Here is a 12,288-nt window from a genome sequence, read left to right as displayed (position 1 = left end):
CTCAGCTCCCTGCCTTGTCGAGGTCGGCGTTGCGGGTCTCGGCGGTCGTGACCGGCGCCGGCACGCCTTCGCTGCCCGCCGCCGGCGAGGCGGTCGAGACCTCGCCGTGCGCGGCCTTCTCGATCGCGCGCTCGGCCTCCTCGGCCGCCGCCTCGACGGGGCGCTTGGCCGACACGGTGCGCTTCTCGATGCGCTTTTCGGGGTTGGGGTTCAGCACCAGCCGGTGCACGTAGATGCCCGGCAGGTGGATCGCGTCCGGATCGATGGCGCCGGTCTCGACGATCTCCTCGACCTCGACGATGGTGACCTTGCCGGCCATTGCGCACGCCGGGTTGAAGTTGCGCGCGGTGCGGCGGAACACGAGGTTGCCGGACTTGTCGGCCTTCCACGCCTTGACCAGCGCGACGTCGGGCAACAGCGCGCGCTCCATCACGTAGGTGTGGCCGTCGAAGTCGCGCGTTTCCTTGCCCTCCGCGACCAGCGTGCCGACGCCGGTGCGCGTGAAGAATGCCGGAATGCCGGCCCCCCCGGCGCGCAGCTTCTCGGCCAGCGTGCCCTGCGGCGTGAACTCGAGCTCGAGCTCGCCGGCGAGGTACTGGCGCTCGAACTCCTTGTTCTCGCCGACGTAGCTCGAGATCATCTTCCGGATCTGGCGCGTCTCGAGCAACAGGCCGAGGCCGAAGCCGTCGACGCCGGCGTTGTTCGAGATCACGGTGAGGTCCTTGACGCCCGAATCGCGCAGCGCCTCGATAAGCGCTTCGGGAATGCCGCACAGGCCGAACCCGCCGACCGCGAGCAGCTGGCCGTCGCGAACGACGCCCTCGAGCGCGGCCGCGGCGCTGGGGTATGTCTTTCTCATCGGGAAACTCCGTTCATCGCGTGCGCCACGGCGGCGCATGCAGCCCGCTACGTTACCAGCGTTGCGGCTGCCTAGAATCGCGCGTCCCTACCGCCAAGGAAGCCCCGTGTTCGACGCCGCCACGCTGCAGGCCCGCTTCGACGACGTCGCCGCCGAGTACGTGCGGCGCCTCCGGCTTCGGGTCGAGGCGGTCGAGCCGGGACGCGTCACGCTCGCCCTGCCCGTCGCGCCGGATCTGGTGCACGTCGGCGGCGTGCTCTGCGGGCAGGCGATCATGGCGGCGGCCGATACCGCGATGCTGCTGGCCCTGATGGCGCAGCTCGGCGAGTTCCGCCCGATGACGACGGTGCAGCTCAACACCAGCTTCGTGCGCCCGGTACCGAAGGACGCCGGCCACGTGACCATCGTCGGCCGTGTGCTGCGGCCCGGCCGGACGCTGAGCTACGGCGACGTCGAGTTCACGACGCCGGACGGCAAGCTGGTCGCGCACGCGACCACCACCTACGCGATGCTCTGACGCGAGCGAGCCGCGCTGCGTCACGCGGCAGCGAACAGCCGGCGCACCTGCTCCGGCAACGGCGCCGAGCGCTCCTGGCGGTAGTTGATCCAGACGATGGTCGCGCCGCCGTTGGCGTAGACCACGCCCGGCTCGTCGACGCGCTCGGCAGTGAAGTAGCTGTCAATGCTGCTGCGGCCCGGGTTTGCGATGTAGTGGCGGCAGCGCACGTCGCCCGGGTACTTGAGCTGGCGCAGGAAGTTGCAGAACGCGTTGACGATCACCGGCCCTTCGCCGTCGATGTCGGGCGCGCCCGCCAGGCCATGCAGCCACTCGATGCGGATCGACTCGAAGTAGCGGAAGTACACGGTGTTGTTGACATGGCCCATGGCATCCATGTCGCCCCAGCGGATCGGTATGACCATCTCCAACGTGAGCGTCTTCTCGTCAGGAATGTCGAAGCGCATGCTCAGTCCTTCGCGATGCCGAGCTCGGCGTAGAGGCGCTCGACCAGGCGGCGCAGCTCGGCCACCTCGCCGGCGAGCGCGCCGTTCTGCGCCTTCAGCGCGGCGAGCTCGGTGGTGGCGATGAAGTCGTCGCCTGCGCCCGAACCATTGGCACCGGTCGGCATGGCCGACGTGTCGATCGGCCCGCCGAGCAGGTGCATCCAGCGCGACTCGCGCGAGCCCGGCGCACGCGGCAGCTTGACGACCAGCGCGCCGCCCTTGTCGTCGCTGCGCGCGGCGAGCTCGTCGAGAAAGCCCTCGACCGCCGACACGTCGGCGAAGCGGTGGATGCGCTCGCTGTTCGCGCGCAGCTCCGAGGCGGTCTGCGGGCCGCGCAGCAGCAGCACCGCGAGCAACGCGACCGACTGCGACGGCAGCGCGAGCGCCCGTCCGACGTTGTGCTCGTAGCGCGTGACGCGCGAGCCGCTCGCCTCGAACACCAGGTGCAGGCTCTTGAGACCGTCGACGGCGATCTGCACCTCGCCGTCGGTCGCGTTCAGCACCGGGTCGCGCGCGGTCTTCTGGTTGCAGCCGAGGGTGAGCGCGTTGAGGGAAAGCGGATAGCTGTCCGGGACGGTGTGCGCCTTCTCGACCAGCACGCCGAGCACGCGACCTTCGAGCAGCGAAAGCGGACGCAGCGGCATCGGCGAGCCGCCTCCTCAGAGCGCGAAGCCGTCGTCGGCCTGCACCACCGCCCCGTTGATGAAGTGGCTCTCGTTCGAGCACAGCATCATCAGCACGACGTCGAGGTCCTCGGGGCGGCCGACGCGCTTTCTCGGCAGCATGTCGATCAGCTTCCTGCCCTGTTCGGTCTGCCACTGGTGGTGGTTGATCTCGGTGTCGATGTAGCCCGGGCAGATCGCGTTGACGTTGATGCCGTAGCGGCCCCACTCGAGCGCCATCGCCCGCGTCATGTGAACCACCGCGGCCTTGCTCATGCAGTAGACGCCGATCTGGCCGAACACCTTGAGACCGGCCATCGACGCGATGTTGACGATGCGGCCGCCCGTGAACGTGCCGGGCGCCGAGCCCTGGGCGCGCGCCAGCATGCGCTTGCCGACTTCCTGCGCGACGAAGAAGGCGCCGCGCGTGTTGGTGTCGAAGATGAAGTCGTAGTCGTCGGGCTCGACGTCGATCAGCTTCTGGGTGCGCGCGACGCCCGAGTTGTTGACCAGGATGTCGATGGTGCCCATCTCGGTCTCGGTGTGGGCGACGGCGGCACGGATGCTCGCCGGGTCGGTGACGTCGAGCTCGACCACGTGCGCGTCGCCGCCGTCGGCCTCGATCTCGGCGCGCAGGGTCTTCAGGCGCTCGATGCGGCGGCCGGCGATCGCGACGCCCGCGCCGGCCTTGGCGAGCGTGCGCGCGAACTGCTCGCCGAGACCGCTCGACGCACCGGTGACGAGCGCGACGCGGCCTGACAGATCGATGGTGTAGCTCATGGCGTCTCCTCGTTTGCGGCGCGGCACGATAGCACGCAGACCCTGCCGAAAACGCCCGTGCGCAGGCTCGTTCCGAGCCCCGGCGCCCGAGGGGGCCGGCTAAGAAGCGCAAAAAGCCTGCGCTTCACCCTGCCGCCGACTAACCCGCATAGCCGGAGACCGCTTCCTACGTGCCGAAGCACATAGCTCGCGATCGCCTGGTTACCCGAGGCGTAGAATCGGCCGCTTCGCACGCCCTTCCGACGCCATGAACACCGAAGAACTGCTTGCCCAGTACGGCCCCCGCGAAGCGATGGAGTACGACGTGGTGATCGTCGGCGCGGGCCCGGCCGGGCTCGCCACCGCGATCCGCCTCAAGCAGCGCGCCGCCGAGGCCGGCAGCGAGATCTCGGTGGTCGTGCTCGAGAAGGGCTCGGAGCCGGGCGCGCACATCCTCTCGGGCGCGATCATGGATCCGAAGGCACTCACCGAGCTGCTGCCCGACTGGAAGGAGAACGGCGCACCGCTCAACCAGCCGGTCACCTCCGACGACTTCCTCTTCCTCAGCGAGACCGGCGCCAAGTCGACGCCGCACGCACTGCTGCCCGACTGCTTCAAGAACGACGGCAACTACGTCATCAGCCTCGGCAACGTCGTGCGCTGGCTGGCCACGCAGGCCGAGGCGCTCGGCGTCGAGATCTTCCCGGGCTTTGCCGCCGCCGAGGTGCTGTATGCCGACGACGGCTCGGTGCGCGGCGTCGCCACCGGCAACCTCGGCATCGGCAAGGACGGCGAGCCGACCGATTCGTTCCAGCTCGGCATGGAGCTCGTCGGCAAGTACACGATCTTCGCCGAGGGCTCGCGCGGTCATCTCGGCCGCACGCTGATCGCGAAGTACAAGCTCGATGCCGGCAAGGACCCGCAGAGCTACGGCATCGGCCTCAAGGAGCTGTGGGAAGTGACGCCCGAGCAGGCGCGCCCCGGCCACGTGCTGCACACGGCGGGCTGGCCGCTCGAGTCCGACACCTACGGCGGCGCCTTCCTCTACCACCTCGACAACAACCTCGTGGAGCTCGGCTTCGTGGTCGGCCTCGACTATGCGAACCCCTGGCTCAGCCCGTTCGAGGAGTTCCAGCGCTGGAAGCTGCACCCCTCGATCCGCCAGACGCTCGAGAGTGGCAAGCGGCTCGGCTACGGCGCGCGCGCGATCACCGCGGGCGGCATCCTCAGCCTGCCGAAGACGGTGTTCCCGGGCGGCGCGTTCGTCGGCTGCGAGGCCGGCTACCTGAACGCGAGCCGCATCAAGGGCAGCCACGCTGCGATCAAGACCGGCATGCTCGCCGCCGACGCGGCGTTCGACGCCATCACCGCGGGCCATCAGCACGACGAGCTCGTGGCCTACCCGGCGGCGTTCGAGTCGAGCTGGCTCCACACCGAGCTGCAGCAGGCCAAGAACTTCAAGCAGTGGTTCAAGAAGGGCCGCAGCGTCGCGACGCTGATGACCGGCATCGAGCAGTGGCTGCTGCCGCGCCTGGGCATCAAGGTGCCGCCCTGGACGATCCACCGCAAGCAGGCCGATCACCTGTACCTGAAGCCCGCGTCGGAGTGCGCGCAGATCGTCTACCCCAAGCCCGACGGCAAGCTGACGTTCGACCGCCTCTCGAGCGTGTTCGTCAGCAACACCAACCACTCGGAAGACCAGCCGGCGCACCTGACGCTGAAGGACCCGACCGTTCCGGTGCGCATCAACCTGCCGAAGTACGCAGGGCCGGAGAGCCGCTACTGCCCGGCCGCGGTGTACGAGTTCGTCGGCGAGCCCGGTGCCGAGCGGCTGCAGATCAACGCGCAGAACTGCGTGCACTGCAAGACCTGCGACATCAAGGACCCGACGCAGAACATCGTCTGGGTCACGCCCGAAGGCGGCGGCGGGCCGAACTACAGCGGGATGTAGCGGGCTTGCCCGCGGCTGCGACGCGGGGGCAGGCTACGAGGACCGCTGAGCCAGCGCGGGAGCGCCGATCGACGCGGGTTCCGCCGCTTCGGCATCGCTCGACGCCGCGGCCGCGTCGTCCGCGGGCCTGCGCGCAGGCAGCGCCGGCGGCCCGGAACGGGGTGCGACGTCGAGCAGGCGCCGCATCGACGCCGCATCGGACAGCAGGCGCAGGCGATCGTCGTCGCCGAGCGCGTCGACGCCTTCGTGCGTGGCGCGTTCCACGCGCTCGGCCAGGGCGCGGCCCTTGAGGCCCGCCGCCGCGGGGCGGTCCGGCAACGCATCGAGCACGCGCGCCAGCACGCCGGCGTCGTGGACGGCGTCGACGAACGTCGGCTGCGGCTTCGCGTCGAGTTCCGCGTGGTAGCGCGCCGCGGCCTGCAGCACCGGCGGCGGATCGGCCTCTTCGGGCGTCAGCAGCAGGCGGTGCCGGCGCAGCCATTCGCCCGGCCGGGTGCGGCTGGTCCACACCGACACCGGGATCGCCGCAATGAGGCCGACGATCACGGGCGTGAGCCACCACTGAAAGGTGCCGCTGGTCCACACGATGGCAGCGACCCACGCTACCGCCACCAGCGCGTGCACGCCGTGGCGCCGGAACGCCTCGCCCCACCCGGTCGCGGTGGCGTTGCGCGGCGGCGACTTCCACTCGAAGCGCCAGCCGGTCAGCGTCGCCACCACGAACACGCTGTGGAAGAACATGCGCACCGGGGCCAGCAGCAGCGAGTGCAGGAATTCGAGCAGCGCGCTCAGCACGAGCCGGACGCCGCCACCGTAGCGCACCGCGCGCCCGCGCAGGATGATGAGCAGCAGCGACACCAGCTTGGGCGCGAGCAGCAGGAACGCCGTGAGGCCGAACAGCGTCAGCATCAGCTTGAGGTTCGCGGTCGGCCAGAGCGGGAACAGCTGGTATGGCTCGACGAAGTAGGTCGGCACGCGCGCGACCTCGCGCGTGAAGAGCAGCGTCGAGATCAGGAGGAACGCGAGCCAGAGCGGCGCCGACACGTACGCCAGCACGCCCGTCACGAACGTCGCGCGATGCACCGCGTGAAGGCCCGGTTCGAACGTGAGGCGCGAGTTCTGCAGGTTGCCCTGGCACCAGCGGCGGTCGCGCTGCAGCTCGGCAAGCAGGTTCGGCGGCACCTGCTCGTAGCTGCCCGCGAGGTCGTGCGCGACCCAGACGCGATAGCCGGCGCGCCGCATCAGCGCGGCCTCGACGAAGTCGTGCGAGATGATCTCGCCGCCGAGCGCGCCGCGGCCGGGCAACGGCGCGAGCGCGCAGTGCTCGACGAACGGCTTCATGCGCAGGATCGCGTTGTGGCCCCAGTAGTGCGACTCGCCGAGCTGCCAGAAGTGCATGCCGGCGGTGAACAGGGGACCGTAGACGCGCGCCGAGAACTGCTGGATGCGCGCGTGCAGCGTGGTGTGGCCCCACGGCCGCGGTGGCGTCTGGATGAGGCCGCTCGAGGGGTCGTCCTCCATCGCGTCGACCAGCGCCGTGATGCACGCGCCGCTCATCACGCTGTCGGCGTCGAGCACGATGAGGTAGCGGTACGCCCCGCCCCAGCGCCGGCAGAAGTCGGCGACGTTGCCGGCCTTGCGCTTGGTGCGGCGCGTGCGCCAGCGGTAGTGCACCTGCAGCGTCGGCACCCCGAGCGTCGCGACGTGGGCGGCGAGCGCGCTCCAGGCGGCCTGCTCGGCGACCCGCACGTCGGCTTCGTTGGTGTCGCTCAGGACGAAGAAGTCGTAGCCGTCGGTGCTGCCGGCCGCCGCCAGCGACTCGATCGTGGCCTGCAGCCCGCCGAACACCGTCGGCACGTCCTCGTTGCAGATCGGCATGACGATCGCCGTGCGCACCGGCTCGCGGTGCCCGGCCGGAGAGGTGCCCTTGCGGCGCCACGGCTGGCGGCGCAGCAGCACGCCGGCACCCATCACCGCGGTCCAGAAGCCGGCCGAGATCCACGCGAACAGGACGCCGTAGAGCACCAGCAGCGCCTTCTCGGCGCCGGTCGCCCCGCGCTCGGGCAGCACATCGAGCATGGCGTGGGTGCCGAGCGCGGCGCCGGCCAGCACCAGCAGCATGAGCAGCGCGCGGCGCCAGAGGCGTGGCGCATCGCGCGGCGCGGGTGCCGGGCCGATCGGCGGGTAGTCGTGGCGGCGCCGCCCGACCCGCGTGAGCGCCCACGGGCGCGGCGTCATCGAGCGGCGGGCGAGCGGAGGATGCGGCAGCGAACCGACGACGCCGCCGCCTCCCGTGGGCGCCGGCGTCGCGCCGTCGAACGGAGCGCCGGCGCCGGCCTCACGCGACGCGTGCGGTGCGGGGTCGGCCTCGGGTTGCGTCGTCCTCATGGACGATCGCGCTCCGGCGGCACGATGTAGCTCCAGGTCTCGCTGAGGGGCGCCTCGCCGTTCTTCAGCTGCGCGCGCATCTCGAGCGGCTTGGCGGCGTCGCGCCGGAACACGCGCACCGTCATGCGCCAGAGCCCGCTCACCGGGTTCTTGAACAGGTTCTTCTCGCGCAGCTCGCCGTTGCTGTCGACGATGACGGCCGCCTCGGGCGGCGTGTCGTTCGAGCGCAGCACGCGCAAGGGGCCGCCGTCGAAGTCGACGACGAAGTGCAGCTCGCCGGGCGCGAGCTTGAAGCCGGCATGGCCGCGCCGCGTCTGCACGACCCACGCCTTGCCGCCGGCCGGTTCGGCGGGCGAGAACCAGTGCAGGCGGTACGCGAAGTCGATCGGCTTGCCGACCGGCGGGTTCTCGGCGCCGACCCAGTAGGCGACGATGTTGTCGTTGGTCTCGTCCGGGGTCGGGATCTGCACCAGCTCGACGCGGCCCTGTCCCCACTTGCCGACCGGCTCGATCCACACGCTCGGCCGCCGCTCGTAGAGCGCCTCCGGGTCCTCGTAGTGGGTCGGCGCGCGGTCGCGCTGCAGCAGGCCGAAGCCCTGCGGGTCGCGGCTCTCGAACGACGTGACCAGGAGGCGCCGCGGGTTGACCAGCGGACGCCACAGCCACTCGCCGGGGCTGGTCTGCACCGCCAGGCCGTCGGAGTCGTGCACCTCGGGGCGGAAGTCCTCGGCGTTCGGCTGGTTCTCGCCGAAGGTGTACATGCTGGTCAGCGGCGCGATGCCGAGCTTGGCGATCGGGGCGCGCAGGAAAAGGCGCGCCGTCACCTGCATCACGGTGTCGGCACCCGGCGTCACGACAAAGCGGTAGGCGCCCGCCACCCGGCGCGAGTCGAGCAGCGCGTGGATCACGATGGAGCTGGCGCGCCGCGTCGGCTTCTCGATCCAGAACTCGGTGAAGCGCGGGAACTCCTCGCCGCTCGGCGCCGCGGTGTCGACCGCGAGGCCGCGCGCCGACGCGCCGTACGCATGACCCTTGCCGAGGGCACGGAAGTAGCTCGCACCCAGGAAGACGAGCAGCTCGTCCTTGTACTTGGGGTTGTTGAGCGCGGTGTGGACGCGAAAGCCGGCGTAGTCGAGCCCCTTGACCTGGTGGACCTCGACCCGGTTGCGCCCGTAGTCGAACGCGGTCGGGTCGAACGGCACGTGGCGGACCCCCGCGGACTCGACGATGTTGATGCGGACCGGCTCCTGGACCGCGCGTCCGAGGTGGAAGAACATCAGCTCGAACGGCAGTTTCTCGTCGCGCCAGAGTGCGCGCTCGGGCTTGAAGCGGATGTCGCGATAGGCGTCGTAGTCGAGCTCGCGAAGGTTCGCCGGCAGCACCCGTGGCGCCGGCTTGTACGGCTGAGCGGCGAGCTTCTGGGCGTGCGCGGCGACGTCGGCAAAGCCGAAGGCATGCACGGCGCTGGCCAGCAGGCCGGCCAGCAGCACGGCGGTGCTGCGCAGGAGCCAGGAATGCAGGCGTGCAGGGGGCGTGATCAGCGTCGTCAAAACGTGCGGTGGAAATGAAAAAAGCCCGACGATTGTCGGGCTTGCCAAGCGGAACTGGCGGCCCGAACCCGGGGCGACGACGCCCGCGGGTTCGGAGCCGGCGTCACGCGTGCTTCTGATCGAAAAACTGGTCGTCCTCGGTCGAGCCCTTGAGCGCACCCGTGGATGCCTCGCGCTCGATCGTCGTGGTCACGGCGTCGAAGTATCCCGTACCGACCTCGCGCTGGTGTTTCACCGCGGTAAAGCCTTTGTCGGCGGCCGCGAACTCGGCCTGCTGCAGCTCGACGAAGGCCGTCATGTTGTTGCGGGCGTAGCCGTGCGCCAGGTTGAACATCGAGTAGTTGAGGCTGTGGAAGCCCGCCAGCGTGATGAACTGGAACTTGTAGCCCATCGCGCCGAGCTCGCGCTGGAACTTGGCGATGGTCGCATCGTCGAGGTTCTTTTTCCAGTTGAAGCTGGGTGAGCAGTTGTAAGCCAGGAGCTTGCCCGGGAACTTGCGGTGGATCGCCTCGGCGAACGCCTTCGCGTACGCGAGGTCGGGCTTGCCGGTCTCGCACCACACCATGTCGGCGACCTCGGAGTACGCAAGGCCGCGCGAGATGGCCTGCTCGAGCCCCGGCCGGGTGCGATAGAAGCCCTCGACGGTGCGCTCGCCGGTCAGGAACGCCTTGTCGTTGTCGTCGATGTCGCTGGTCAGCAGGTCGGCCGCTTCGGCGTCGGTGCGCGCGATCACCAGCGTCGGCACCCCCATCACGTCGGCCGCGAGACGCGCCGCCACCAGCTTGGCAACCGCCTCGCGCGTCGGCACCAGCACCTTGCCGCCCATGTGGCCGCACTTCTTGACCGAGGCGAGCTGGTCCTCGAAGTGCACCCCCGCGGCGCCGGCGTCGATCATCGACTTCATCAGCTCGAACGCGTTGAGCACGCCGCCGAAGCCGGCTTCGGCGTCGGCGACGATCGGCGCGAAGTAGTCGACGTCGTCCTTGCCTTCGGACCACTGGATCTGGTCGGCGCGGATGAAGGTGTTGTTGATGCGCTTGACGACGAGCGGGACCGAGTTCGCCGGGTACAGCGACTGGTCGGGATACATCTCGCCGGCGACGTTGGCGTCGCCCGCCACCTGCCAGCCCGAGAGGTAGATCGCCTTGAGGCCGGCCTTGACCTGCTGCATCGCCTGGTTGCCGGTCAGCGCGCCGAGCGTGTTGACGAACGGCTCGGTGTTGACCAGGTTCCAGAGCTTCTCGGCGCCGCGGCGTGCGAGCGTGTGCTCGATCTGCACCGAGCCGCGCAGCTTCACGACGTCGGCGGCGGCGTAGCCGCGCCTGATGCCTTTCCAGCGCGGGTTCTCCGCCCAATCCTTCTCGAGCGCTGCAATCTGTTGGTCGCGGGTCTGCGTGGTCATGGGAAAGCTCCTTGGTGAGGGACGTTGCGGAATGTCGTCAGGCTACCGGTGATCCCCGGCGGCCGAATAGCGCGTCATGTTCAAGGACTCGTGCCGAAACGGTGTCGAATCGGCAGACCGTCGGCCGTGGGCCATCCGGCGAAGGCCGAGCGGCAGTTTTGCGGCGGTGCAGCATTCTAGGCGTCGTGACGAACGGCCGAAACCCGCACCCTGGTCGCACTCGAGCGATCTTCTAGACTCGGCGTTTCGCGCGAACGCGCGTCCACCGGAGTCCTGGCGATGCACAAAGACCTCGATCCCGCCCTGCTCGCACAAGCGGCCGGTGCCGCCGCGCCCGCCGACCTCGACGCGTACTGGATGCCGTTCACCGCGAACCGCCAGTTCAAGCAGGCGCCGCGCCTGCTCGCGCGCGCCGACGGCATGCACTACTGGACGCCGGAAGGCCGCCAGGTCCTCGACGGCGTGGCTGGCCTCTGGTGTGTCAACGCCGGTCACGCGCGGCCGAAGATCGTGCGCGCGATCGCCGAACAGGCCGCCGAGATGGACTTCGCGCCGCCCTTCAACATGGGGCATCCGAAGGCGTTCGAGCTGGCCGAGAAGCTGGTGCAGATCACGCCGGCCGGGCTCGACAAGGTGTTCTATACGAACTCGGGCTCCGAGGCCGTCGAGACCGCGCTCAAGATGGCCATCGGCTACCACCGCGCGCGTGGCGAAGGCACCCGCACCCGCCTCATCGGCCGCGAGCGCGGCTACCACGGCGTGAACTTCGGCGGCGTGTCGGTCGGCGGCATCGCCGGCAACCGCAAGACCTTCGGACCGCTGCTCGGCGGCGTCGACCACCTGCGCCACACCCACGATCTCGCCCGCAACCGCCACGTTCGCGGGGTGCCCGAGCACGGCGCCGAGCTCGCCGACGACCTCGAGCGCATCGTCGCGCTGCACGATGCGTCGACCATCGCCGCGGTGATCGTCGAGCCGGTCGCCGGCTCGACCGGCGTGCTGCTGCCGCCGAAGGGCTACCTCGAGCGCCTGCGCGCGATCTGCGACAAGCACGGCATCCTCTTGATCTTCGACGAGGTGATCACCGGCTTCGGCCGTCTCGGAGCCCCGTTCGCGGCCGACTACTTCGGCGTCACGCCCGACCTGATGACGGTCGCCAAGGGCATCACCAACGGCTCCGTGCCGATGGGCGCGGTGTTCGCGAAGTCGTTCATTCACGATGCGTTCATGAACGGCCCCGAGCACCTGATCGAATTCCCGCACGGCTACACCTACTCGGCGCACCCGCTCGCCTGCGCGGCCGCGCTCGGGACGCTCGAGACCTACGCCGACGACGGCCTGCTCACGCGCGGCGCCGACATGGCCAGACCCTTCGAGGACGCACTGCACGCGCTCGAGGGGCTGCCGCACGTGCTCGACGTGCGCAACATCGGCCTCGTCGGCGCGATCGAGCTCGAACCGATCCCGGGTCAGCCCGCCAAGCGCGCGTTCGACGTCTTCCTCGAGTGCTGGCGGCGCGGCGTGCTGGTCCGCGTGACGGGCGACATCATCGCCCTCTCGCCGCCGCTGATCGTCGAGACCTCGCACATCGAGCAGATCGCCGGCACGATCGGCGAGGTGCTGAAGGCCCAGGCGTAGCCGCCTCACGCCCGCCACGGCGCCGAGCGCGCCGGCGGGCGGCCCTGCTGCCCGGGGCGCGCCCGCGCCGGCGCCGC

General features: G+C 70.1%; 10 protein-coding genes. 3 read left to right on the top strand and 7 right to left on the bottom strand.

Going from position 1 to position 12,288, the window contains the following annotated elements:
* Window position 1: 1 nt before the first annotated feature.
* Window positions 2–859: a CoA transferase subunit A gene (locus HQN59_RS10890; protein WP_176069048.1), complete on the bottom strand. Its 858-nt coding sequence runs from the start codon at window positions 857–859 to the stop codon at window positions 2–4.
* 106 nt (window positions 860–965) lie between these two features.
* Here HQN59_RS10890 and HQN59_RS10885 point away from each other — a divergent pair, with 106 nt between their 5' ends.
* Window positions 966–1,376, top strand: a complete 411-nt coding sequence (locus tag HQN59_RS10885) for a PaaI family thioesterase (protein ID WP_342451174.1) — start codon at window positions 966–968, stop codon at window positions 1,374–1,376.
* A gap of 20 nt (window positions 1,377–1,396) precedes the next feature.
* Here HQN59_RS10885 and HQN59_RS10880 read toward each other — a convergent pair whose 3' ends face one another.
* From HQN59_RS10880 to HQN59_RS10870, 3 genes are read right to left on the bottom strand one after another with little or no spacing between them, the layout of a single operon-like run.
* Entirely contained in the window at window positions 1,397–1,822 is a 426-nt protein-coding gene (locus tag HQN59_RS10880; protein WP_176069044.1) for an acyl-CoA thioesterase, read from the bottom strand.
* A gap of 2 nt (window positions 1,823–1,824) precedes the next feature.
* Window positions 1,825–2,505 carry a YceH family protein gene (locus tag HQN59_RS10875; protein WP_176069042.1) on the bottom strand — a complete coding sequence of 227 codons (681 nt, stop codon included), beginning with the start codon at window positions 2,503–2,505 and terminating at the stop codon, window positions 1,825–1,827.
* 15 nt (window positions 2,506–2,520) lie between these two features.
* Entirely contained in the window at window positions 2,521–3,303 is a 783-nt protein-coding gene (locus HQN59_RS10870; protein WP_176069040.1) for an SDR family oxidoreductase, read from the bottom strand.
* 247 nt (window positions 3,304–3,550) lie between these two features.
* Here HQN59_RS10870 and HQN59_RS10865 point away from each other — a divergent pair, with 247 nt between their 5' ends.
* Window positions 3,551–5,233, top strand: a complete 1,683-nt coding sequence (locus HQN59_RS10865; RefSeq protein WP_176069038.1) for an electron transfer flavoprotein-ubiquinone oxidoreductase — start codon at window positions 3,551–3,553, stop codon at window positions 5,231–5,233.
* A 33-nt stretch (window positions 5,234–5,266) separates the two neighbouring features.
* On the opposite strand, the gene mdoH is transcribed toward HQN59_RS10865, so the two are convergent.
* The 3 genes from mdoH to aceA all read right to left on the bottom strand — a co-directional run bounded on the left by mdoH (window position 5,267) and on the right by aceA (window position 10,573).
* Window positions 5,267–7,621, bottom strand: a complete 2,355-nt coding sequence (gene mdoH, locus HQN59_RS10860) for a glucans biosynthesis glucosyltransferase MdoH (protein ID WP_176069036.1) — start codon at window positions 7,619–7,621, stop codon at window positions 5,267–5,269.
* Window positions 7,618–9,171: a glucan biosynthesis protein G gene (locus HQN59_RS10855; RefSeq protein WP_246294836.1), complete on the bottom strand. Its 1,554-nt coding sequence runs from the start codon at window positions 9,169–9,171 to the stop codon at window positions 7,618–7,620. The genes mdoH and HQN59_RS10855 overlap by 4 nt, the downstream gene beginning before the upstream one ends.
* Window positions 9,172–9,274: 103 nt before the next feature.
* Window positions 9,275–10,573, bottom strand: a complete 1,299-nt coding sequence (gene aceA / locus HQN59_RS10850; protein WP_176069034.1) for an isocitrate lyase — start codon at window positions 10,571–10,573, stop codon at window positions 9,275–9,277.
* Between the two features lie 279 nt (window positions 10,574–10,852).
* Between aceA and aptA the strand changes: the two genes are divergently transcribed.
* Window positions 10,853–12,211 carry an omega-aminotransferase AptA gene (aptA, locus tag HQN59_RS10845; protein ID WP_176069032.1) on the top strand — a complete coding sequence of 453 codons (1,359 nt, stop codon included), beginning with the start codon at window positions 10,853–10,855 and terminating at the stop codon, window positions 12,209–12,211.
* Window positions 12,212–12,288: the final 77 nt, after the last annotated feature.

It is taken from the genome of Rhizobacter koreensis, assembly GCF_013366375.1.
Lineage (GTDB): Bacteria > Pseudomonadota > Gammaproteobacteria > Burkholderiales > Burkholderiaceae_C > Schlegelella_A > Schlegelella_A koreensis.
Note: the sequence above shows the minus strand (reverse complement) of the source record. Positions and strands in the feature narration are given on the sequence as shown.

Coding starts and splice junctions, on each gene's coding strand:
- HQN59_RS10890 (WP_176069048.1), bottom strand. CDS start 859: ATGAGAAAGACATACCCCAGCGCCGCGGCCGCGCTCGAGGGCGTCGTT.
- HQN59_RS10880 (WP_176069044.1), bottom strand. CDS start 1,822: ATGCGCTTCGACATTCCTGACGAGAAGACGCTCACGTTGGAGATGGTC.
- HQN59_RS10875 (WP_176069042.1), bottom strand. CDS start 2,505: ATGCCGCTGCGTCCGCTTTCGCTGCTCGAAGGTCGCGTGCTCGGCGTG.
- HQN59_RS10870 (WP_176069040.1), bottom strand. CDS start 3,303: ATGAGCTACACCATCGATCTGTCAGGCCGCGTCGCGCTCGTCACCGGT.
- HQN59_RS10865 (WP_176069038.1), top strand. CDS start 3,551: ATGAACACCGAAGAACTGCTTGCCCAGTACGGCCCCCGCGAAGCGATG.
- mdoH (WP_176069036.1), bottom strand. CDS start 7,621: ATGAGGACGACGCAACCCGAGGCCGACCCCGCACCGCACGCGTCGCGT.
- aceA (WP_176069034.1), bottom strand. CDS start 10,573: ATGACCACGCAGACCCGCGACCAACAGATTGCAGCGCTCGAGAAGGAT.
- aptA (WP_176069032.1), top strand. CDS start 10,853: ATGCACAAAGACCTCGATCCCGCCCTGCTCGCACAAGCGGCCGGTGCC.